A 22,908-nucleotide genomic window follows, 5' to 3' on the forward strand; every position below is an offset into this window, starting at 1 on the left:
GGTCAGATCATGCCGGACGGTCGGCGTCATCGCGCTCCGCCCCCGCCAGTTGCGCCAGTCTGCGGTGCTCGGCCGCCTTGTTCTCGTAGATCGCGGCCATCCGCAGGTGGTACTCCGGCTTGTCCGCTTCGTACACGTCGGGGATGCCGTCCTGGTCGTCGTCGCGCTCCTCGTCGTCGACGAGTTGCCGGTACTTGCGCACCCGCAGCTTGAGCAGGATCGAGGAGAGTACGGCGGCGGTCAGCGAGCCCACGAGGACGGCGGCCTTGATCTCGTCGGCCAGCCGGTCCTGGCCGTCGAAGGCGAGTTCGCCGATGAGCAGCGAGACCGTGAAGCCGATGCCGGCGAGCGAGGCGACGGCGAAGACGTCGGGCCAGGCCAGGTCGTCGTTGAGTTGCGCCTTGGTGAAGCGGGCGGCGAGCCAGGTCCCGCCGAAGATGCCGACGGCCTTGCCGACGATCAGGCCGAGGACGACGCCGAGTGTCTCGGGCCGGGTGAAGACATCGGCCAGGGTGGCTCCACTGATGCCGACACCGGCCGAGAACAGTGCGAAGAGCGGCACCGCGAGCCCGGCCGACACGGGCCGCACCAGGTGCTCGATGTGCTCGCCGGGGGAGTGCTCCTCGCCCTCGGTGCGGTGACAGCGCAGCATCAGGCCCATCGCGACGCCGGCGATGGTGGAGTGGACGCCGCTGTTGTACATCAGCCCCCAGATGACGAGCGCGAGCGGGATGTAGACGTACCAGCCCCGCACACCCTTCCTGAGCAGCCACCAGAAGAGGACGAGCCCGACGACGGCGCCGCCGAGGGCCGCGAAGTTGATGCTGCTGGTGAAGAAGACGGCGATGATCAGGATCGCGAAGAGGTCGTCGACGACGGCGAGCGTGAGCAGGAAGGCGCGCAGCGCCGAGGGCAGCGAGGTGCCGATGACGGCGAGCACCGCGAGGGCGAACGCGATGTCTGTAGCGGTCGGCACCGCCCAGCCGTCGAGCGAGCCGTTGCCGAGCACGTTCACCAGCGCGTAGACGAGCGCGGGGACGGCCATGCCGCACAGGGCCGCGATCACGGGCAGCGCGGCGGCCTTCGGGTCGCGCAGCTCACCGGCGACGAGTTCACGCTTGAGTTCGATACCGGCGACGAAGAAGAAGATCGCGAGCAGGCCGTCGGCGGCCCAGTGCTGGATGGAGAGGTCGAGCCCGAGGGCGCTGATGCCGATGTGGAAGCCGCGGACCGTCTCGTAACTCGACCCCAGGGTGTTCGCCCAGATCAGCGCGGCGATCGCGGCCACGAGCAGCAGCACACCGCCGACGGTCTCGGCGCGCAGGGCCTCGGCGATGTACGTGCGCTCGGGGAGCGAGAGCCGGCCGAGGAACTTCTGCTTGCTGGGGGTGGGCGTGGCCACGAGGGCGACCTCCGGTCGGTTCGGCGGGCATGACTGAGCACGTTGCCGACCAGACTTCCCGGCGCACCTGACGTTCTTGTCGCGTCGTTGACGCTTTCCTTACTTTACCTAACTTTACGGTGCGGTGCCATGCGCCGGGGTGGATCCGGTGATCATCACTTTAGGTGCACATCGGTCATACGGCGCGCGAAAGGGCCCGGCCGCGCGTGCGGCCGGGCCCTTCGGGCGACTGCTGCCCGGCTCCGCTGCCTGGCTCAGTCCTCGCTGGAGGCGCTGGGCAGCTTGGTCTGGATGAGGTCCATGACGGAGGAGTCGGTCAGGGTGGTGACATCGCCCAGCTCGCGGTTCTCGGCGACGTCCCGGAGCAGGCGGCGCATGATCTTGCCGGAGCGGGTCTTGGGGAGCTCGGCGACCGGCAGGACGCGCTTGGGCTTCGCGATCGGGCCGAGGGCCGTGCCGACGTGGGCGCGGAGTGCCTCGACGAGGCCTTCGTCGTCTGCGTTGGCGGTGCCGCGCAGGATGACGAAGGCGACGATGGCCTGCCCGGTCGTCTCGTCGGCGGCGCCGACGACGGCGGCCTCGGCGACCGAGGGGTGCGAGACGAGCGCCGACTCGACCTCGGTGGTGGAGATGTTGTGGCCCGACACGAGCATGACGTCGTCGACGCGGCCGAGCAGCCAGATGTCGCCGTCGTCGTCCTTCTTGGCGCCGTCACCGGCGAAGTACTTGCCTTCGAAGCGGGACCAGTAGGTGTCGATGAACCGCTGGTCGTCGCCCCAGATCGTGCGGAGCATGGAGGGCCACGGCTCGGTCAGGACGAGGTAGCCGCCCCCGCCGTCGGGGACCTCGTGGGCTTCGTCGTCGACGACGGTCGCGGCGATGCCGGGCAGCGCGCGCTGGGCCGAGCCGGGCTTGGTCTCGGTGACACCGGGCAGCGGCGAGATCATCATCGCGCCGGTCTCGGTCTGCCACCAGGTGTCCACGATGGGGCACTTGTCGGCGCCGATGTGCTTGCGGTACCACATCCACGCCTCGGGGTTGATGGGCTCGCCCACCGATCCCAGGACCCGCAGGCTCGACAGATCGAACTTGGCGGGGATGTCGTCGCCCCACTTCATGAATGTGCGGATCGCGGTCGGCGCGGTGTAGAGGATGGTGACGCCGTACTTCTGCACGATCTCCCAGAACCGGCCCTGGTGCGGGCTGTCCGGGGTGCCCTCGTACATGACCTGGGTCGCGCCGTTGGCGAGCGGTCCGTAGACGATGTACGAGTGTCCGGTGACCCAGCCGATGTCGGCGGTGCACCAGTACACGTCGCTCTCGGGCTTCAGGTCGAAGACGGCGTGGTGGGTGTACGCGGCCTGGGTGAGGTAGCCGCCCGAGGTGTGCAGGATGCCCTTGGGCTTCCCCGTCGTACCCGATGTGTACAGGATGAACAGCGGGTGTTCGGCGTCGAACGCGGTGGGCGTGTGCTCCACGGACTGGCGGGCGACAATGTCGTCCCACCACACATCGCGGCTGTCGTCCCAGGCGACGTCCTGGCCGGTGCGCCGCACGACCAGGACATGCTCGACCTGGGGGCAGCGGGCGACGGCGTCGTCGATGGCGGGCTTCAGGGCGGACGGCTTGCCCCGGCGGTAGCCGCCGTCGGAGGTGATGACGAGCTTGGCGTCGGCGTCCTGGATGCGGGAGGCGACGGCGTCGGCGGAGAAGCCGCCGAAGACGACGGAGTGGGCGGCGCCGATGCGGGCGCAGGCCAGCATCGCGACGGCCGCCTCGGGGATCATCGGCATGTACACCGCGACCCTGTCACCGGCCTGGACACCGAGCTCGGTCAGGGCGTTGGCGGCCCTTGACACCTCGTCCTTGAGCTCGGCGTAGGTGATCGCGCGGCTGTCGCCCGGCTCGCCCTCGAAGTGGATCGCGACCCGGTCGCCGTTGCCGGCCTCGACGTGGCGGTCGACGCAGTTGTACGCGACGTTCAGCTTGCCGTCGGCGAACCACTTCGCGAACGGCGGGTTCGACCAGTCCAGGGTCTCGGTCGGCTCGGTGGCCCAGGTCAGGCGCCGGGCCTGCTCGGCCCAGAAGCCCAGCCTGTCCGCATCGGCCCGCTCGTACGCCTCCGCCGTCACGTTGGCATCCGCGGCCAGCCCGGAGGGCGGCGCGAATCGCCGTTCCTCTTTCAGCAGATTGGCCAAGCTCTCGTTGCTCACGACATCTCCCTTTCCCAGGGCGTCCTCAATGCGTATGTGTCCCGGGCCATAGCTCATCAGGCCAAGGGGCCGGGTGACAAGGGCCTCCAAGGAATTGGTTTAGACCTGTAGAGATTTCCTGGTCATCGGCGTGGCACACGAACGGCCTCCCCCTTGGTGGGAGAGGCCGTACGGCAGCGGGACGGGCGAGGCAGGGTTCAGGCGGGCGTGTCCTCCAGGAGGTTGACGCCGACACCCTCGAAGACCTCCTCGTGGTCGTCGGCCGAGAGCAGATAGGCCTGGGCCTCGCCGACGTGGAAGTACATGCCGTGCAGCGCGAGCGTGCCCGCGGCGAGCGCGCGCGCCACCGACTCGTGCCGGCGCAGGTGCTCCAACTGCTGGACCACATTGGTCAGGCAGAGCTGCTCCACGGCGTCGGCCGGCAGCCGGCCGGCGATCCGGGCCCACGCGTGGCTGCGGCTCGCCATCCGCTCAAGACTCGGGCCGCCGTGCCGCAGCCAGCGGCGCAACGGCGTCATCGGCGCTCCTTGTCTGCCGTTGAGCAGCGCCGTCATCGCACCGCAGCCGGAGTGGCCGCACACGGTGATCGACTGGACCTGGAGGATGTCGACGGCGTACTCGATGGCCGCCGCCACCGACTCGTCGCCGCCCTCCTCGCCCGGCGGCGGCACCAGGTTGCCGATGTTGCGCACCGTGAACAGGTCACCCGGGCCGCTTGAGGTGATCATGCTGGTGACGACGCGGGAATCGGCGCAGGTGATGAAGAGCTGCTGCGGGCGCTGCCCCTCGCGGGCGAGCCGGGCCAGCTCCTCACGCACCAGGGGGGCCGTATTGCGCTGGAACGAGCTGAGCCCGCTGGCCAGTTGATGGCCGTGGGTGCGTTGCTGCGGCTGGTCGTGGCAGTGGTGGTTGCGCCACGGGGTCCACGGGCGGCAGCAGGCGTGCGCCGTGGCGGCGGGCTCGGCGATCCTGCCCCCGGCGCGCGTGGTGACCCGCGCGCTGCCGCCCCGCGCCTGGTGCGCGTTCTGCCAGCCCTGCAACGCCTCGAAGGCGGCGTGATCCATGAACGATCCGTCCAACTCCACGATGGTGTCCGCTCCTTGGGGAACATGGCCGAGCGTCCGGGTCAGCCGGGGCACGGCGAGAAACGTCAACTGGCCGCGGGCGCGCACCAGATAGGTGCCGTCCGCCTCCTGCTGTGCGGTGATACGGGTACGCGAAAGGCGGTGCAGCGCCACCGCGACGGCGACGGCGATTCCCAGGACGACTCCTTGCAGGACGCCCAGGACGAGCACTCCGCCGACGGATGCCACATAAACCAGGAACTCGCGGTGTTTGTGGACGTTGCGGATGTGCGCGAAGTTGACCATCTGGATGCCGACCATCATGACCAGGGCGGCGAGCGCGGCCAGCGGGATCCACTCCAGCACGGAGACCAGCAGCCCGGCCGCGAGCAGCACCCACACGCCGTGCAGCACCGTCGAGGCGCGGCCGGTCGCGCCCGCGCGGACGTTGGCGCTGCCGCGCACCGCGCCGCCGGAGACGGGCATGCCGCCGACGAGCCCGGACACGGCGTTGGCGATGCCCTGGCCGCGCAGTTCGCGGTCGAGGTCGGCGCGCGGCACGGTGCTGCCCGGCCGCTCGGCTCCGAGGCGGTCGACGGCGACCGCGGAGAGCAGCGACTCCAGGCTGGCGACCAGGGTCACGGTCAGCACCGCGGTGACGAGCCCGAGCGCCGGGCCGTGCGGCATCTCGGGCAGGACGTGGGCGTCCCAGGAGGGCAGGTCGACGCGGGCGATCCCCGGGGCGGCGAACGCGGCGACGCCGGTGGCGACCACGACACAGGCGAGCGCGGCGGGGATGCGGCGCAGGGCCTTGCCCGTACGTCCCGGGATGCGGGGCCACAGCAGGAGGACGGCGAGGGTCAGCGCGCCGATGAGCGGTTCCGCGGGGCCGACCTGGGCGAACTGGCCGGGCAGCGCAAGGGCGTTGGCCACCGCGGAGCTCTGCGGGGAGCCGCCGAGGACGATGTGGAGCTGGGCCAGCGCGATGGCGGCCCCGATGCCGGCGAGGGTGCCGTGCACGATGGCGGGGCTGACCGCGAGGGCGGACCGTGCGGTCTTCAGGCAACCCAGCGCGATCTGGAGCAGGCCCGCGCACACGGTGATGGCGCAGCTGGTGCGCCAGCCGTACGTCTGGATCAACTCGGCCGAGACCACGGTCAGTCCGGCGGAGGGACCGCTGACCAGGAGGGGCGAGCCGCCGAGCAGTCCGGCGACGATGCCGCCGATGCCGGCGGCGATGAGGCTGGCCTCCAGCGGTGCGTCGATGGCGACGGCGAGGCCGAGCGACATCGGGACGGCGAGCAGGAACACGGTGATGGACGCCGACAGGTCGGCGCCGCGGATCCGCAAGCGGCGGCGGGGTCCGCCGGGGGCGGGCGGCTCGTGCGGCCGGCGGCCGCCGGGCGGCTGGGCCGGGTTGGTGGCGCGAGGGGGTACGCAAGCAGGCATGGTTCCCGTCTCCTCCGGGGCAGCGCGGTCGCGGAACGTGGGGTCGCGGCCGTGGGTCACGGCAGTGCAGCGGCGGGATTCTCAACTCTCGGTAAACGAATCGTAATGCAAAGTAAAGCCGCTTACTTCCCATTTAGGGCAAATAGGGCAATGGTTCACTCGCTGGGGTGAATAGGCAGCTTTTCGTTCGGCTTGTCGTTCCGGTGTGCCCCACTCTGCGTGCGACTTTTGCGGCGCCGTGACGGCACTCAACGCACAGAACCGCAAGGAAGAGGTGGGCGGATGATCGCCGCCACGCACGCCAAGAGGATCGCAGTCGGCGTCATCGCCGCCGCGCTGGCCGTCGGAGCCGCGGGCTGCTCCTCCGGCGCGGGCCCGGCCAAACCGGCACCCGCCGGCCGCCAGGGCGCCGCCGCCCCCAACAACGCCCCGCATGTCATCGGGGACGGCTCGACCGCGTACACCGGGGTCCAGCCGCACCTGCTCAAGGCCACGAAGCTGCAACCGGGACAGCGGCCGCCGCAGTTCGTGGTGTTCTCCTGGGACGGCGCGGGCGAGGACAGCCAGAAGCTCTTCTCGCACTTCCGTGAGGTCGCCAAGGAGTCCAACGCGACCATGACGTACTTCCTGAGCGGCGTGTACATGCTGCCGGAGGCGAAGGCGAACCTCTACACCGCGCCCAAGCACTCCCCGGGCCACTCGGACATCGGCTTCAACGACCTCAAGGGAATCAAGGACACCGTCACCCAGGTCCGCGCGGCGTGGAAGGAGGGCAACGAGATCGGAACCCACTTCAACGGGCACTACTGCGGGCCCGACGGCGGCGTCGGCACCTGGTCGGTGGCCGAGTGGAAGAGCGAGATCGCCCAGGCCAAGTCCTTCGTGAAGAACTGGAAGACGAACTCGGGCCTCAAGGCGGAGGCGCCGCTCCCGTTCGACTACGACAAGGAGCTCGTGGGCGGCCGCACCCCCTGCCTCGAAGGCCAGAAGAACTTCGTCAAGACCGCGGGCGAACTGGGCTGGCGCTACGACACCAGCGGCGTCAACGACCAGGTGTGGCCGAAGAAGAACCCCAATGGCGTCTGGGACCTGTCGATGCAGCTGGTGCCGGTCCCGGGCCGGGAGTTCCAGACCCTGTCCATGGACTACAACTTCTACATGAACCAGTCCAACGCGATGACCGGTGACGCCGATCAGCACGAGTACTGGGGCAACCAGATGCGCGACGGCCTCCTCCAGGCCTTCGACCGCTCCTACGACGGCAACCGCGCCCCGCTGATCGTCGGCAACCACTTCGAGTCATGGAACGGCGGCGCCTACATGAAGGCCGTCGAGGAGACCATCAGGACCGTCTGCGTGAAGCGCGACGTCCACTGCGTCTCGTTCCGTCAGCTCGCGGACTGGCTGGACGCCCAGGACCCGGCCGTGCTCGCCAAGTTCCACTCGCTCAAGGTGGGCGAGGCCCCCAAGGGCGGTTGGCCGGCGCTGGAGGGCGCCCAGCCGGCGGCCCCCGCGAAGCCCGTCGCCCCGCTGAAGCCCGCGATGCCCCAGCCCGTCGTCAAGCAGGCTGCGGCTCACTGACCTCGGCGATCAGTCGCTCGCTCAGGACGAAACCGGGGTCCACCTGCGCCGCCAGGTCGGCCCCGGTCTTCGCGTTGCCCCAGCTCTCCGCGTTCTTCAGGTGGAAGTGCACCATCTGCCGCGTGTAGCGCTCCCAGTCCCGGTGCACGTACGAGTCGTCCGCCGCGTCCTGCAGCGTCTGCAGGGCGAGCCGGTTGTCGGCCTCCAGGAGCTCGAAGCGGGCCGGGCGCCCCTTCTCCATGGCCCGCACCCAGTCGGAGTGGCCCACCGTGACCAGGAGGTCGTCGCCGACCTCGGCGCGCAGGAAGTCCACGTCGTCCTGACCCTGCACCTTGTTGCCGACGACCTTGAGCGCGACCCCGTAGTCCCGGGCGTACTCCTTGTACTGGCGGTAGACGGAGACGCCCTTGCGGGTCGGCTCGGCCACCAGGAACGTCATGTCGAAGCGCGTGAACATGCCGGAGGCGAACGAGTCGGAGCCCGCCGTCATGTCGACGACGACGTACTCGTCCACGCCGTCCACCAGGTGGTTCAGGCACAGTTCGACCGCGCCGACCTTCGAGTGGTAGCAGGCCACCCCCAGGTCGGACTCGGTGAACGGGCCGGTCGCCATCAGCCGGATGTCCCCGTCGTCCAGACCGACCCGGCGCGCGCAGGCCTCGTACACGGGGTTGGCCTCGCGCACCCGCAGCAGCCGGGAGCCGTGACCGGGCGGCGTCGTCTTGATCATCGTCTCGGTGGAGGCGATCCGCGGGTTGGTGCCGCGCAGATACTCCTTGATGAGGGGCAGGTGGGCGCCCATCGCGGGCAGCGCGGCGGCCTCCTCGTCGTCGAGCCCGAGCGCGGCCCCGAGGTGCTGGTTGATGTCGGCGTCGACCGCGACGACGGCGGCCTCGTTGGCGGTGAGGTGGCGGATGAAGAGCGAGGACAGCGTGGTCTTGCCGCTGCCGCCCTTCCCCACGAAAGCGATCTTCATGTTCACCAACGGTAATCGCATCGTGACGTGAAGTATGCGAGCCGAGTGAAGAAGACCACTCGAAGGTGGGGCGCGGCTTGCCAACGCGTAGCCTCCTTACCTATGAGTACGAACGCCGCTGACCCCCTTGTCGCCCTCGGTGGACTGCCGGGCGTCCCGGACGCCGTGGACCGTGTGCGCAAGGCCGTGGACCGGGTGTACGGGCACCGCGTGATGCGGCGCCGCAGCAACGAGATCACCTCGGAAGCGGCCCTGCGCGGAGCGCGTGGCAGTGCCGCCCTGTCCGGCGCGGACTGGGCGCTGGAGGAGGTGCGGCGGCGCACGGACTTCGGTACCGAGCCCGACGCCCGTACGGTCGGTGCCGCGCTGCGGCTGACCGCGGAGGCCGGCCAACTCCTGTCCATCTGGCGGCAGTCGCCCTTGCGCGTGCTCGCCAGGCTGCACCTGGTGGCGGCCGCGGACGCGGGCGACGCGGTGGGGCGGCCGAGGCAGGCCGGCGAATCCGTCGACGAGCCTCTGATCGAAGGTCGTCTGCCGGACGCGGACGAGGTCGCGGGCCGCCTCGAAGGGCTCTCCCGGCTGATCATCGCGGGCGGTTCGGCTCCCGCTCTGGTGACGGCCGCGATCGTGCACGGCGAACTGCTGGCACTGCGGCCCTTCTCCTCCTGCAACGGCCTTGTCGCGCGCACCGCCGAGCGGATCGTGCTGATCGGCAGCGGGCTCGACCCCAAGGCGATCTGCCCGGCCGAGGTGGGCCACGCCGAACTGGGGCGTGCGGCGTACGCGGCGGCGCTCGACGGCTATGTGTCGGGCACCCCGCAGGGGATGGCGGCCTGGATCACCCATTGCGGCAAGGCCGTCGAGCTGGGTGTGCGCGAGTCGACGGCCGTGTGCGAGGCGCTTCAGCGCGGCGCCGCGTAGGGCGTGCACGCGGGTGTTCGCGAGCGCGTCCCAGGGGGTGTTCGCGTGCGGTCGCCCGCGTTTTCCCGGGCGGGAAAAGGGTTGCGGCGGTATCGGAGACCGATACCGCCGCTGGCATGTTCACCGTGTTACCAAGCGTCCTCGAATGATGCCCATCAGGCCGGGATTCTCTGCCCGTTCACCTGGTGCGGCTGGCCCGTAATCGACGGGTCGACGTCGCGTGGGTGCTCGATGTCCATGCGCGGTCCGTGGGGCCGTGATTGCGTAGAAGGTGATCCTCTCGGATGTCCCAGGTCTCGCGGGCCGTTGAGTCCTTTCTACTCCCGTACGGCGAGAAGCGAAACCCCTCACCCCAGTTCTTTACTTTTAGGTTCAAACAGGGGTGAAACGGACGGCTGTTTTCAGAAGCCGTCCCTGGACGCGCCGTTCGGACCGGCCCTCTCCCTCCGGCCCGCCCCTCTTCTCGTCGCTCGCGCCCTCAGGCCGGGACCGAGCCGCGCTTGCGGGCGGCGTACCAGACGATCCCTGCGGTGGCCGCGGCCGCGCCGACCGCCGCCGCGGCCAGGAGCGCGGACCGGGGCGGCATGGAGAGGCCGGGCAGTCGTTGCTTGAGGCTGACCGGCCGGTTGAAGACGAGAATCGGCCATTTCCTCGCGGTGGCTTCACGGCGGAGCGCGCGGTCCGGATTGACGGCGAAGGGGTGGCCGACCGACTCCAGCATCGGGACATCGGTCGCGGAGTCGCTGTAGGCGTAGCAGCGCGCCAAGTCGTACCCCTCGGACGCGGCCAGGTCCTTGACGGCCTCGGCCTTCGTCGGCCCGTAGGCGTAGTACTCCACGTCTCCCGTGAAGCAGCCGTCCTCGCCGACCACCATGCGGGTGGCCACCACCCGGTCCGCGCCGAGCAGTTCGCCGATCGGCTCGACGACCTCGGCGCCCGAGGTCGACACGATGACCACGTCGCGGCCCGCCGCGTGGTGCTCCTCGATGAGGGAGGCGGCCTCGTCGTAGATGATCGGGTCGATCAGGTCGTGGAGGGTCTCGGCGACGATCTCCTTGACCTGCTGGACGTTCCACCCCTTGCAGAGGGCGGACAGATACTCGCGCATCCCCTCCATCTGGTCGTGGTCGGCGCCGCCGGCGAGGAATACGAACTGCGCGTACGCAGTGCGCAGTACGGCGCGGCGGTTGATCAGCCCTCCTTGATAGAAGGACTTGCTGAAGGTCAGCGTCGACGACTTGGCAATGACTGTCTTGTCCAGGTCGAAGAAGGCGGCGGTACGCGGCAGCGAGTGGTTTTCCACGAGTCCGAGCATAGGCGCCCACCATTCGGCGTAAGCTGGGGCGCGTGGGTTTGCCTGAGAAGGCTCTCGGGTACACCATGGAAGTCACGGATCGTTCGCGACCGTGCTAACCCGGTCCGGCTCCTCCCCCCCCGAGTCAGACCGTGGGGACGACCCCCGCTCTCCCCCCCGGCGGGGGTCGTCGCATGTCCAGATGCGTTTTCGAGCCTGGACCATCGCCGGACCCCCTCCTGACGCCCCTCTCCGTGGGCCTCCGTCCGGGTTCTCCATGATCACGAATCGTGACTGTGTGTAGTGGTTGCGCTGCGCTCCGGAAGTCACCGGTATAGGTGAACGGGATATTCACAACGCGCATAGCTGTCCACAGATTTCGACCAAGATCCACATTATTTCGGGTCTCCCTCCACCGTGATTCCAGTTCGCGAAGAGCGCGGACGCAGGAATCGTAGGGAGAAGGGGGCGGAAATCATGGATGGACCCATGGCTTCCGATCGGCCGCCGGGTACGCGCGGCGCTCAGGGGCGGCACGGCGGCCCGCTGATCGTGACCGAGGACGAGGATCTGCTCGACGATCTGCTGCGGCTGTGCGCCGCGGCCGGCACCGAGCCCGAGGTGTGTCATCAGGTGCCCGCCCGCAGGGGCGGATGGGAGAGCGCGCCGCTGATCCTGGTGGGCGACGACGCGGCACCCCGGCTGCGCGGGGCGGCCCGCAGGCGCGGCGTGCTCCTGGTGGGCCGGGACCAGGACGACCCGGGCGTCTGGCAGGCGGCGGTCGAGCTCGGCGCGGACCATGTGCTGCGGCTGCCCGACGCCGAACCCTGGCTCGTCGACCGGATCGCCGACGCCGTGGAAGGTGTGGGGCGCCCCGCCCTGACCGTGGGGGTGATCGGCGGGCGCGGCGGCGCGGGCGCGTCCACGCTGGCGTGCGCCCTCGCGGTGACCGCCGCGCGCGCCGGTCGGCGCACCATGCTGATCGACGGCGACCCGCTCGGCGGCGGACTCGACGTGCTGCTCGGCGGGGAGCAGGCCGACGGCCGGCGGTGGCCGGATTTCGCCGCTTCGCGAGGACGGGTCGCCGGGGGAGCCCTGGAGGAATCCCTGCCGAGCCTGCACCGGTTGAGGGTGCTCAGCTGGGACCGGGGAGACTCGGTGGTCATCCCGGCGGAAGCGATGCGCGCGGTCCTCGCCGCGGCCCGGCGGCGAGGTGGAGTGGTCGTCGTGGACCTGCCGCGCCGGATCGACGACACGGTGGTCGAGGCCCTCGCGCAGCTCGACCTCGGGCTGCTGGTGGTACCGGCCGAACTGCGGGCGGTCGCGGCGGCCAACCGGGTCGCCTCCTCGGTCGGCATGGTGCTGCGCGATCTGCGCGCGGTCGTACGCGGCCCCTACGCGTCGGGCCTCGACGAGCAGTGGGTGGCCCAGGCGCTGGCGCTGCCCCTGGCCGGTGAACTGCCGCTGGAGCCGGGCCTGTTGGAAGCGCAGGAAAGCGGCGCGCCACCAGGGAGCGCGGCGCGCGGGCCACTGGCCAGATTCTGCGCCGCCTTCTGGGACCAGGCGCTGGCAGGCGGCCTCGCCGGGGGAGCGCCGTCATGAACGGGAAGCGGGACGCCGACCTGCCCTCCGCCGGTGCGCCCGGCCCGGCCGGCGGCGGGACATGGCCCCGGGGCGCGCCGTCGTGGGGCGCGGGGCCCCCTCTGCTCGACGCCGTGCGGCAGCGGCTCGCGCAGAGCGGGGCCGAGCCCACCCCGGCCAGGGTCGCGGCGGCACTGCGCGCCCAGGGCCGGCTGCTCGGGGACGCGGAAGTGCTCGGCGGAGCGGAGGAGTTGAGATCCGAACTGGTGGGGACGGGCCCGCTGGAGCCGCTGCTCGCCGACCCCGAGGTGACGGACGTCCTGGTCTCCGCGCCCGACCGGGTCTGGGTCGACCGGGGCGGCGGGCTCGAACTGACCGGCATCCGCTTCGCCGACGCGGCGGCCGTGCGCCGACTGGCCCAGCGCCTCGCCGCGGTGGCCGGCCGCCGGCTCGACGACGCCCGGCCCTGGGTGGACGCCCGGCTGCCCGACGGCACCCGGATGCACGCCGTCCTGGAACCGGTCGCCGTCGGCTCGGCCTGTCTGTCGCTGCGCGTGGTGCGCCCCAGGGCGTTCTCGCTGGCCGAACTCGCGGCGGCGGGCATGATCCCGCCCGAGGGGGAGCGGCTGCTGCGCGCGCTCGTCAAGGCCCGGGTGTCGTTCCTGGTGAGCGGCGGCACCGGCACCGGCAAGACCACGCTCCTTTCGACCCTGCTCGGCCTGGTCGGCGCCGGGGAGCGGATCGTCCTGGCCGAGGACTCCGCCGAGTTGAGGCCCGACCACCCTCATGTCGTACGTCTCGAATCTAGGCCCGCCAATCAGGAGGGCGCGGGCCTGGTGACCCTGCGGGACCTGGTGCGCCAGGCCCTGCGGATGCGCCCCGACCGGCTGGTCGTGGGGGAGGTCAGAGGAGCCGAGGTGACCGATCTGCTGGGCGCCCTGAACACGGGGCACGAAGGGGGCTGCGGAACGGTTCACGCCAATTCGGCATCGGATGTGCCGGCCCGCCTGGAAGCCCTCGGCACCGCGGCCGGGCTCGACCGGGCCACGCTGCACAGCCAGTTGGCGGCCGCGCTGTCCGTGGTGCTCCATCTCGTACGCGACCGGGAGGGCCGGCGCCGGATCGCGGAGGTGCGCGTCCTTGAGCGGGACGCGGCCGGACTGGTGATGACGGTGCCCGCGCTGCGGTGGGGCGCGACGGGGTTCGTGCGCGACTCGGGCTGGGAGCGGCTCAGGGCGCTGATCGGGGGTGCGTTGTGACAGATCCTCGTATGGGGCTGCCCGCGTGGGCGGCGATGTGCGCGGGCGTGGCCGCCTGGCTGTGGGCCGGCCAGGACCAGGGGATGCGACGGGCCCGGCTGATGTTCGCCGGCGCCGGAACGGGATCGGGATCGGGATCGGGATCGGGAACAGAGGCAGGAGCAGGAGCGGGGGCGGGGGCGGAGGTCCGTGCCGGGAGCGGCGGATCCGGCGCGGTCGGTGCTGTCCGCGCGTTCAGGGCCTCGCCACTGGGGCGTTGGCTCGAGGGGATGCGCAAGCGGGAGCGCCGGCGCGTGGAGTGGCTGTGCCTGCCGCTGGGCCTGGTGCTCGCCGTCCTGGGCGGCTCGGTGCTGCCGCTCGTCGCCGGGGCGGTGGCGCTGCCCCTGCTGGGAAGGCGGCTGCGGGCCGAACGGCGCGAACGGGCCAGGGAGCGACGAGCCGACGAAGTGATCGCCTGGTGCGCGGCGGTGGCGGGAGAGCTGCGGGCGGGCCGCCAGCCCGGACCGGCGCTGGTCGCGGCCGCCCGGGACACGGCGGCCCTGGGCGCGGCGGCGGCCCCGGTGGTGGCCGCGGCGAAGTTCGGCGGCGATGTGCCGGCGGCGCTGCGGTCGGCGGCCGGGGAGCTGGGCGCCGAAGGCCTCGCCGGGATCGCCGCATGCTGGCAGGTCGCGGTGGACGGCGGGGCAGGGCTGGCCTCCGGCCTTGAGCGCCTGGAGAGCGCGCTGCGCGCGGAGCGGGAGCAACAGGACGCCCTGCGGGCGGAGTTGGCCGGATCCCGCACCACGGTGCTGCTTCTGGCGTTGTTGCCGGGGCTCGGACTGGTGCTCGGCACCGCGATGGGCGCGAGTCCGCTGCGGGTACTGCTGCACAGCCCGGCCGGGTTCGGGTGCCTGCTGGTGGCCGCGGTCCTGGAGACGGCGGGCGTGTGGTGGGCGGCGCGGATCGTCCGGGCGGGGGAAGGCCGATGAGCGCGTTCGCGCCGGATGTTGTCCACAGGCTGGGGGCGGTGGCGGGGGTGGTGGCTCTCGCCCTGTGGACGATGGCGGGCGTGACCCGCCGCAGGGAGGAGCGCAGGATGCGTCGCCGGGTGGCCGCGCTGCTGGCCCTGGAGGCGCTGACACCGGCCGCGTCGAAGCCCTGGAACCCGGCATGGACGGCACACGCGAAGCAGTCGGCAGCGCCACTGGGGGCGTGGGTGGCGTGCTACGTGCTCGTCGGCGGACCTATCGGGGCCGTGGGCGGCTTGGCGGTGAGCTACGGGGCCTGGGTGTGGGCGCGTCGGCGCCGTGCGCGAGGTGGCGGCGCCGACACGCTCAAGGCGGCGCGTGAACTCCCCCTGGCCGCCGACCTGTTGGCCGCGTGCCTCGCGGCCGGGGCCGGGCCGCGCGAGGCGGCCGGTGCGGTCGGTGCCTGCCTGAACGGCCCGGTCGGCGCCCGCCTGCGCCAGGCCGCCGCCGAGCTGCGCATGGGCTGCGAACCCGGCGAGGCCTGGGGGAGGTTGGGGGCGATACCGGGCGCGGCCGACCTGGCCCGCTGCCTGGAACGGGCGGCGTCCTCGGGGGCACCCGCGGCGGGCCCCGTGGCCCGGGTCGCCGCCCGCTGCCGTGCCGAGCGGACCAGGGACGCCTCGGCCCGCGCCCGACGCGCGGGCGTACTGATCACGGGTCCGCTGGGCCTCTGCTTCCTGCCGGCCTTCCTCGCGGCGGGCGTCGCGCCGGTCGTGATCGGTCTGGCGGGAGGCCTGCTGAGGCGGTGAGGCGAGGCGGTCGCCCCGCCCTCCACCACCGTCACCCACATCCACCAGGCGCTTCGGCCTGGTGGAGCGAACAACGTACGTGTCACACAGTCACACAGTCGCACAAAGGAGTTGGAAGCGATGAACGCAATCACGCACACGAACCGGCAGGCGACCGCCATGAGGAGCCGTCTGCGGCACTGGACTTCGGCGCTGCGCCGCCGAGTACGCCGCGACGACGGGATGTCGACCTCCGAATACGCCGTGGGCACGCTCGCGGCCTGCGCCTTCGCGGCGATCCTGTACAAGGTCGTCACCAGCGAAGGGGTCGTGTCGGCGCTGAACCAATTGATCACCAAGGCGCTCGATGTCCAGGTCTGAGCGCGGCCGACGGAGGAGGGGCGACCGGGGCTTCGTGACGGCCGAGACGGCCGTGGCGATTCCGGCCCTCGTCGGGTTCGCGCTGGCCCTGCTGTGGGCCTTGATGGCGGCCTCGTCCGAGATCCGGTGCGTGGACGCGGCCAGGGCCGGGGCTCGGGCGGCGGCCCGTTCCGAGCCGGAGGCCGTGGCGCTCGCGGCGGCCAGGTCCGCCGCGCCGGAGGGCGCCACGGTGACGGTGCGGCGAAACGGGGAACTGTGGCGGGTCCGGGTGGAGGCCGCCACGCCGGGCCCCCGCCACCTGGCCCTGACGCTGAGCGCGGAGGCGGCGGCCTTGGCCGAGGACACGGTGGGTGAGATCCCGTGAACGGGTGGCGGCGGTGGCCCGTGAAGGGGCCGACGCGAAGGCTCGGGAAGGGGCGCGGGCGCATCCCCGGTCCGCGTGGTGCCGGGCGCCTCTTCGGAACGGAGGGGGCGGGGCCGGACGCGAGGAGGTTCCCGGGCTGCGGTGACCGGGGTTCCGCGACCGTGTGGGTGGCGCTGACGGCCGCCACGATGTGTGCCGTGTTCGCGGCGGTGCTCTGTCTCGGTCAGGCGGTGGCCGCGCGGCACCGGGCCGCCGGTGCCGCGGATCTCGCGGCGCTCGCGGCCGCCGACCGGGCCCTGTGGGGGGCGCCGGACGCCTGCGCCACGGCGGTCCGGGTGGCCGGGGCCCAGGGCGCCGAGATGGTGCGCTGCACCGTCGTCGGGGAGGTCGCCGACGTACGGGTGCGGGCGAGGTTCGGCCCGTACGCACCCAGCGTCAGGGCGCGGGCGGGACCGTCCCTGGCCGTTCCGGGGCCGCCCGCGGCTCTTCCGGGACTGTCCCCAGCCCGTCCGGGCCCACCCCAGGCGGCTCGGGTTCCTCCGGGGGCGTCGGACCGGGCTCCTCCGGAGCCCCCCGCAGCAGCTCCGTGAGGAGGCGGACCGCGCCCCGCTTGTGGAGGGGATCGTTGCCGTTGCCGCACTTGGGTGACTGGATGCAGGACGGGCAGCCGGCCTCGCACTCGCAGGAAGCGATCGCCTCGCGGGTCGCGGTCAGCCAGCGCGCGGCGGTGTGGAAGGCGCGCTCGGCGAATCCGGCGCCGCCCGGGTTGCCGTCGTACACGAAGACCGTCGGCAGCAGGGTGTCCGGGTGCAGCGGGATGGAGACGCCGCCGATGTCCCAGCGGTCGCAGGTGGCGAAGAGCGGGAGCATCCCGATGGAGGCGTGCTCGGCGGCGTGCAGGGCCCCGCCGAGGATCTCCGGGTTGATCCGGGCGGCATCGAGCTGGTCCTCGGTGACCGTCCACCACACGGCCCGGGTGCGCAGGGTGCGGGGCGGCAGGTCGAGCTTGGTCTCGCCGAGCACCTCGCCGGTGATGAGTCTGCGGCGCAGGAAGGAGACGACCTGGTTGGTGACCTCGACGGAGCCGTAGCAGAGGCGGCCGGATCCCCAGGGGATCTCGGTGTCGGTGGTGAGGACGGAGATGGAGGTGGTGTCCCTGGCAACGGTCGAATAGGGCGGGCTTGCTTCCTCGACGAGAGCGGCGGAGTCCTCCAGGTCCAGATGCTTCACCAGGTACGTACGGCCCTGGTGGAGATGGACGGCGCCGTCGTGGACGGAGGCGTGGGCGGCGGCCTCGTCGACCGTGCCGAGCAGCCGTCCCGTCGCGGCCTCGACGATCTGGACCGGGCGGCCGCCGCCGCCCCGGATGTCGGTGAGGTCGGCGGCCCGCTCGCGACGGGTCCAGAACCAGCCGTTGCTGCGGCGCCGCAGCAGCCCCGCCCGCTCCAGCTGCGGCATCAGCTCGGGGCTCGCGGGCCCGAAGAGTTCCAGGTCGGCCTCCGTGAGCGGCATCTCGGCCGCCGCCGCGCACAGGTGCGGGGCCAGGACGTAGGGGTTGTCCGGGTCGAGCACGGTGGACTCGACGGGCTGCTGGAACAGCGCCTCGGGGTGGTGGACGAGGTAGGTGTCCAGCGGGTCGTCGCGGGCGATCAGGACGGCCAGGGCGCCCTGGCCCGAGCGGCCGGCCCGGCCGGCCTGCTGCCACAGGGAGGCCCGGGTGCCCGGATAGCCCGCGATCAGGACGGCGTCGAGGCCCGACACGTCGATGCCGAGTTCCAGGGCCGTGGTGGCGGCGAGGCCGAGCAGCTCGCCGGAGTGCAGGGCCTGCTCGAGGGCACGGCGCTCCTCGGGCAGGTAGCCGCCCCGGTAGGCGGCGACGCGCCGGGCGAGGGTGCGGTCGACCTCGTACAGGCGCTCCTGGGCGATCACCGAGATGAGCTCGGCGCCGCGCCGTGAGCGGACGAAGGCGACCGTGCGGACCCCCTGCACGGTCAGGTCGGTGAGGAGGTCGGCGGTCTCGGCGATGGCCGTGCGGCGCACCGGGGCGCCCTTCTCGCCGGGCAGCTCGGTGAGCGGCGGCTCCCACAGGGCGAAGACCAGCTCGCCGCGCGGGGAGGCGTCGTCGGCGACCTCGACGACGGGCAGGCCGGTCAGGCGGCCCGCTGCGACGGCCGGCTCGGCGGCCGTGGCCGAGGCGAGCAGGAAGACCGGGTCGGAGCCGTAGCGGGCGCACAGGCGGCGCAGGCGGCGAAGGACCTGGGCGACGTGGGAGCCGAAGACACCGCGGTAGGTGTGGCATTCGTCGATGACGACATAGCGCAGGGCGCGCAGGAAGGAGGCCCACCTGGGGTGGGAGGGCAGGATGCCGAGGTGCAGCATGTCCGGGTTGGTGAGGACGAGGTTCGCGTACTGGCGCACCCACTCGCGTTCCTCGACCGGGGTGTCGCCGTCGTACACGGCGGGCCGGATCGCGTGGCCCAGGGGCGCCGCGAGGGCCTTGACCGCGCGGCGCTGGTCGGCCGCCAGGGCCTTGGTGGGGGCGAGGTAGAGGGTGGTCGCGCCGCGCCCGTTCGGCGCCTCGGAACCGTCCAGGAGGGCGCTGAGGACGGGCGCCAGGTAGGCCAGCGACTTGCCGGACGCGGTGCCGGTGGCGATCACCACCGACTCGCCGTCGAGGGCGTGCCCGGCGGCGGCTGCCTGGTGGGCCCAGGGGTGCTCGATGCCGGCGGCCTGGATGGCGTTGATCACTTCCGGACGGATCAGGTGCGGCCACACTGCATGACGTCCCCCTCGTGGGGGCAAGTGCTCCGTATGAGTGATGCGCGCAGCCCGGCCTGCGCCGGCGCCGAGCCGGTCGAGGACCGTGCCGGGATCGGGTCGATCACCCGTGCTGTCGGCGGGTGTTCTGGGGCTGTGGTTCCTGGCCATCGGCACCGAGTGTGTCACTGGCGTAGCGGACAATGGTCCCAAGGCGTCGTGCATGGCTGCCGGTAAGTGATTGAATGCCATCGCGGCTGGCGATCCGTTCTCTGGCTCCGCCGGGGAGACTCAGGGGGCGGCCGCTCGATAGCAAGGTGCTGGAGGATCCGTGGACCTGTCCCTGTCGACTCGCAATGTGTCCGGCCCTGGTGGCGACCGTACGGTCGTCGAGGTCGGTGGCGAGATTGATGTGTATACCGCGCCCAAGCTGCGCGAGCAGTTGGTCGAGTTGGTGAACGACGGCAGCTACCACCTGGTTGTCGACATGGAGGGCGTGGACTTCCTCGACTCCACGGGCCTGGGTGTCCTGGTGGGTGGGCTCAAGCGCGTGCGCGCGCACGAGGGCTCGCTGCGCCTGGTCTGCAACCAGGAGCGCATTTTGAAGATCTTCCGGATCACGGGGCTCACCAAGGTGTTCCCGATCCACGGCTCGGTCGACGAGGCCGTCAACGCAACCGACTGACGGCGGCCGTCCGTGGACGGCTCCGGAGGAAGGACAGGGGCGCCGGGCGGCACAGTGGCCCGGGGCCCCTGAGATGTACGCCCGTACGTTCGAGGGGGATCACCATGGCCACCGTTGAACTCCGTTTCAGTGCCCAGCCCGAGCACGTCAGGACGGCCCGTCTGGTGGCGGCCGCCGTGGCGCGCCGGGCCGGGGTCGATGAGGCAGTGCTCGACGAGGTCAGACTCGCCGTCGGTGAGGCGTGCAGCCGTGCCGTCGGGCTGCATCGTTCGCACGGCATCGACGTCCCTGTCCACGTCGTCCTGACCGAGGAGGAGAAGCTGTTCTCCATCGAGGTCGGCGACGGGGTGCCGGGGTCGGGCGGTGGCGCCGCGGCGGTGCCGGGCGTGCGCGGCTCGGAGCCCGCCGACGAGCTGGACGACGGCGCGGAGGACGAAATGGGCCTCGCCGTCATCAGTGGGCTCGTGGACGACGTGGAGGTCATCTCCGGCGAATCCGGGGGTGTCATCCGGATGAGCTGGCCCACCACGCCGGCCGAGGTGCTCCCCTGATCCATTGTTGTTACCTATGAAAAAAGGCCCTGCTGAGCAGGGCCTTTTTTCATTTCTTGATCCATATGCATCCATGGTGATCCACATTTTCGGACCGGTTCCTAGATCGCCGATCAAGCGTCAATGCTTTTGCCCCATTACCGCTTTCGGGGGCATTTTCGTGACCGGATCTCTCTCTGATGAGCCGATGAAGGTCAATTCCATTTGCGGCACCCTGTTTTGATCGTGTCCCGCTACCTACAATCCGTCCACATCTTGAGCTCTGAGCGTCAAGGAGGACGAATGGCGGGGCTCTTCAACCCAACGGAACTCGACCACCCCACATCTCTGGCCGCCGCGGTACTGACCGACGGCAACCGGACGATCGTGATCGTCATCGCGGCTGTCGCGCTGGCGGCCCTGATCGTCGCCCAATTGCTGGTGCGCCAGGTCCTCGCCGCGGGCGAGGGCACCGACTCGATGAAGAAGATCGCGGCGGCCGTGCAGGAAGGCGCGAATGCCTATCTGACCCGGCAGTTGCGCACCCTCGGCATCTTCGCCGTCGTGGTGTTCTTCCTGCTGTTCCTGCTGCCGTCCGACAACTGGTCGCAGCGCGTGGGCCGTTCCGTGTTCTTCCTGATCGGCGCCGTCTTCTCGGCGACGACGGGATACATCGGGATGCGTCTCGCCGTGCGCGCCAATGTGCGCGTCGCGGCGGCGGCCCGAGAGGCGACTCCCGCCGAAGGCGAACCCGAAAGGGATCTCACCGCGGTTTCCCACAAGGCCATGAAGATCGCTTTCCGTACGGGCGGCGTCGTCGGCATGTTCACGGTGGGCCTCGGCCTGCTCGGTGCCTCCGTCGTCGTGCTCGTGTACGCGGCCGACGCGCCCAAGGTCCTGGAGGGCTTCGGCCTCGGCGCCGCGCTGATCGCGATGTTCATGCGTGTCGGCGGAGGCATCTTCACCAAGGCCGCCGACGTCGGCGCCGACCTGGTCGGCAAGGTCGAACAGGGCATCCCCGAGGACGACCCGCGCAACGCCGCCACCATCGCGGACAACGTGGGCGACAACGTCGGCGACTGCGCCGGCATGGCGGCCGACCTGTTCGAGTCGTACGCCGTGACCCTGGTCGCGGCGCTGATCCTCGGCAAGGCGGCGTTCGGCGACTCGGGCCTCGCCTTCCCGCTGATCGTCCCGGCGATCGGCGTGGTCACCGCGATGATCGGCATCTTCGCGGTCGCCCCGCGGCGCGCCGACCGCAGCGGAATGTCGGCCATCAACCGCGGCTTCTTCATCTCGGCGGTGATCTCGCTGGCCCTGGTGGCCGTCGCGGTCTACGCCTATCTGCCGTCCTCGTACGCCAAGTTGAACGGCGTCACGGACCAGGTGATCAAGAGCCATGACGGCGACCCGCGGATCCTCGCGCTCGTCGCCGTCGCCATCGGCATCGTTCTGGCGGCGCTGATCCAGCAGCTGACGGGGTACTTCACCGAGACCACCCGGCGTCCCGTCAAGGACATCGGCAAGTCCTCGCTGACCGGCCCCGCCACCGTCGTCCTCGCCGGCATCTCCCTCGGTCTCGAATCGGCCGTCTACACCGCCCTGCTGATCGGCCTCGGTGTGTACGGGGCCTTCCTCCTCGGCGGCACCTCGGTCATGCTCGCGCTGTTCGCGGTGGCGCTGGCCGGCACCGGCCTGCTCACCACGGTCGGCGTCATCGTCGCCATGGACACCTTCGGCCCGGTCTCCGACAACGCCCAGGGCATCGCGGAGATGTCCGGCGACGTCCAGGGCGCGGGGGCCCAGGTGCTCACCGACCTGGACGCCGTGGGCAACACCACCAAGGCCATCACCAAGGGCATCGCCATCGCCACGGCCGTACTGGCCGCGGCGGCGCTCTACGGCTCGTTCAAGGACGCCATCGCCACGGCCGTCAACGACGTGCACGCCAAGGGGAGCGAACTGACCCTGAGCATGGACATCTCGCAGCCCAACAACCTGGTCGGGCTGATGCTGGGCGCGGCGGTCGTCTTTCTCTTCTCGGGGCTCGCGATCAACGCCGTGTCCCGGTCGGCCGGAGCCGTGGTCTTCGAGGTGCGGCGGCAGTTCCGCGAGCACCCCGGGATCATGGACTACACCGAGCAGCCGGAGTACGGGCGCGTCGTCGACATCTGCACGAAGGACGCGCTGCGCGAGCTGACCACCCCCGGCCTGCTCGCGGTGCTCGCCCCGATCGCGGTCGGCTTCACGCTCGGCGTCGGCGCTCTCGGCTCGTACCTGGCCGGCGCGATCGGCACCGGCACCCTGATGGCGGTGTTCCTCGCCAACTCGGGCGGCGCATGGGACAACGCCAAGAAGCTGGTCGAGGACGGCCACTTCGGCGGCAAGGGCAGCGAGGCCCACGCCGCCACCGTCATCGGCGACACCGTCGGCGACCCCTTCAAGGACACCGCGGGCCCCGCGATCAACCCGCTGCTCAAGGTGATGAACCTGGTGGCACTCCTGATCGCGCCGGCCATCGTCAAGTTCAGCTACGGCGACGACGCGAACGCGCTCGTACGCGGGATCGTGGCGGCGTTCGCCATCCTCGTCATCATCGGCGCGGTGTACGTGTCGAAGCGGCGCAGCGTCGCCGTGGGCGACGACGGCACCAACGAACGGGTCACGAAGTCGGCCGACCCGGCGGTGGTTTCGTAACCAGCAGGGCATCAAGGGG

General features: G+C 71.4%; 17 protein-coding genes and 1 pseudogene. 12 read left to right on the forward strand and 6 right to left on the reverse strand.

Annotation, left to right across the window (positions count from 1 at the left end; genetic code table 11):
- Nucleotides 1–7: 7 nt before the first annotated feature.
- From nhaA to OG432_RS18890, 3 genes are all read right to left on the reverse strand, one after another.
- Nucleotides 8–1,402, reverse strand: coding sequence for a Na+/H+ antiporter NhaA (gene nhaA / locus OG432_RS18880; protein ID WP_328312126.1), 1,395 nt, complete (start codon nt 1,400–1,402; stop codon nt 8–10).
- 254 nt (nt 1,403–1,656) lie between these two features.
- Nucleotides 1,657–3,672, reverse strand: a complete 2,016-nt coding sequence (gene acs, locus OG432_RS18885; RefSeq protein ID WP_328315154.1) for an acetate--CoA ligase — start codon at nt 3,670–3,672, stop codon at nt 1,657–1,659.
- A 140-nt stretch (nt 3,673–3,812) separates the two neighbouring features.
- A complete protein-coding gene (locus tag OG432_RS18890; protein WP_328312127.1) occupies nt 3,813–6,128 on the reverse strand; it encodes a bifunctional SulP family inorganic anion transporter/carbonic anhydrase in 2,316 nt (771 codons plus the stop codon).
- A 282-nt stretch (nt 6,129–6,410) separates the two neighbouring features.
- Between OG432_RS18890 and OG432_RS18895 the strand changes: the two genes are divergently transcribed.
- Complete coding sequence (locus OG432_RS18895; protein ID WP_328312128.1) at nt 6,411–7,709, forward strand: hypothetical protein; 1,299 nt, start codon at nt 6,411–6,413, stop codon at nt 7,707–7,709.
- Here OG432_RS18895 and OG432_RS18900 read toward each other — a convergent pair.
- Entirely contained in the window at nt 7,687–8,685 is a 999-nt protein-coding gene (locus tag OG432_RS18900; RefSeq protein WP_328312129.1) for an ATP-binding protein, read from the reverse strand. The two genes, OG432_RS18895 and OG432_RS18900, sit on opposite strands and share 23 nt — an antisense overlap.
- Before the next feature lie 102 nt (nt 8,686–8,787).
- Between OG432_RS18900 and OG432_RS18905 the strand changes: the two genes are divergently transcribed.
- Nucleotides 8,788–9,606, forward strand: coding sequence for an oxidoreductase (locus OG432_RS18905; protein WP_328312130.1), 819 nt, complete (start codon nt 8,788–8,790; stop codon nt 9,604–9,606).
- 478 nt (nt 9,607–10,084) lie between these two features.
- Here the strand turns inward: OG432_RS18905 and OG432_RS18910 are convergent, their stop codons facing one another.
- On the reverse strand, nt 10,085–10,921 hold the full coding sequence (locus tag OG432_RS18910; protein WP_328312131.1) for an HAD family hydrolase: 837 nt from the start codon (nt 10,919–10,921) through the stop codon (nt 10,085–10,087).
- Nucleotides 10,922–11,389: 468 nt separating this feature from the next.
- On the opposite strand from OG432_RS18910, the gene ssd reads away from it, so the two are divergent.
- From ssd to OG432_RS18945, 7 genes and pseudogenes are all read left to right on the forward strand, one after another.
- Nucleotides 11,390–12,502: a septum site-determining protein Ssd gene (gene ssd, locus OG432_RS18915; RefSeq protein WP_443058411.1), complete on the forward strand. Its 1,113-nt coding sequence runs from the start codon at nt 11,390–11,392 to the stop codon at nt 12,500–12,502.
- Nucleotides 12,499–13,740: a TadA family conjugal transfer-associated ATPase gene (locus OG432_RS18920; RefSeq protein ID WP_328312133.1), complete on the forward strand. Its 1,242-nt coding sequence runs from the start codon at nt 12,499–12,501 to the stop codon at nt 13,738–13,740. Before ssd ends, OG432_RS18920 begins: the two co-directional genes overlap by 4 nt.
- A gap of 11 nt (nt 13,741–13,751) precedes the next feature.
- Nucleotides 13,752–14,708 carry a type II secretion system F family protein gene (locus tag OG432_RS18925; protein WP_328312134.1) on the forward strand — a complete coding sequence of 319 codons (957 nt, stop codon included), beginning with the start codon at nt 13,752–13,754 and terminating at the stop codon, nt 14,706–14,708.
- Nucleotides 14,705–15,496, forward strand: a complete 792-nt coding sequence (locus tag OG432_RS18930; protein WP_328312135.1) for a type II secretion system F family protein — start codon at nt 14,705–14,707, stop codon at nt 15,494–15,496. The genes OG432_RS18925 and OG432_RS18930 overlap by 4 nt, the downstream gene beginning before the upstream one ends.
- Before the next feature lie 120 nt (nt 15,497–15,616).
- On the forward strand, nt 15,617–15,856 hold the full coding sequence (locus OG432_RS18935) for a DUF4244 domain-containing protein (RefSeq protein WP_328312136.1): 240 nt from the start codon (nt 15,617–15,619) through the stop codon (nt 15,854–15,856).
- A 34-nt stretch (nt 15,857–15,890) separates the two neighbouring features.
- Complete coding sequence (locus OG432_RS18940; RefSeq protein ID WP_328312137.1) at nt 15,891–16,220, forward strand: TadE family type IV pilus minor pilin; 330 nt, start codon at nt 15,891–15,893, stop codon at nt 16,218–16,220.
- Between the two features lie 188 nt (nt 16,221–16,408).
- Nucleotides 16,409–16,615, forward strand: a pseudogene (locus tag OG432_RS18945) (Rv3654c family TadE-like protein); the annotation flags it as partial.
- Nucleotides 16,616–16,655: 40 nt separating this feature from the next.
- Here the strand turns inward: OG432_RS18945 and OG432_RS18950 are convergent.
- Entirely contained in the window at nt 16,656–19,229 is a 2,574-nt protein-coding gene (locus tag OG432_RS18950) for a DEAD/DEAH box helicase (protein WP_328312138.1), read from the reverse strand.
- Nucleotides 19,230–19,308: 79 nt separating this feature from the next.
- On the opposite strand from OG432_RS18950, the gene OG432_RS18955 reads away from it, so the two are divergent.
- The 3 genes from OG432_RS18955 (at nt 19,309) to OG432_RS18965 (ending at nt 22,889) form a co-directional block, all read left to right on the forward strand.
- On the forward strand, nt 19,309–19,662 hold the full coding sequence (locus OG432_RS18955; RefSeq protein WP_053728100.1) for an STAS domain-containing protein: 354 nt from the start codon (nt 19,309–19,311) through the stop codon (nt 19,660–19,662).
- A gap of 104 nt (nt 19,663–19,766) precedes the next feature.
- Nucleotides 19,767–20,213 (forward strand): ATP-binding protein, encoded by a 447-nt coding sequence (locus OG432_RS18960; RefSeq protein WP_328312139.1) that lies wholly within the window; start codon nt 19,767–19,769, stop codon nt 20,211–20,213.
- A 282-nt stretch (nt 20,214–20,495) separates the two neighbouring features.
- Entirely contained in the window at nt 20,496–22,889 is a 2,394-nt protein-coding gene (locus OG432_RS18965) for a sodium-translocating pyrophosphatase (RefSeq protein ID WP_328312140.1), read from the forward strand.
- The last annotated feature ends 19 nt before the right edge of the window (nt 22,890–22,908 follow it).

Source organism: Streptomyces sp. NBC_00442 (assembly GCF_036014195.1).
GTDB lineage: Bacteria > Actinomycetota > Actinomycetes > Streptomycetales > Streptomycetaceae > Streptomyces.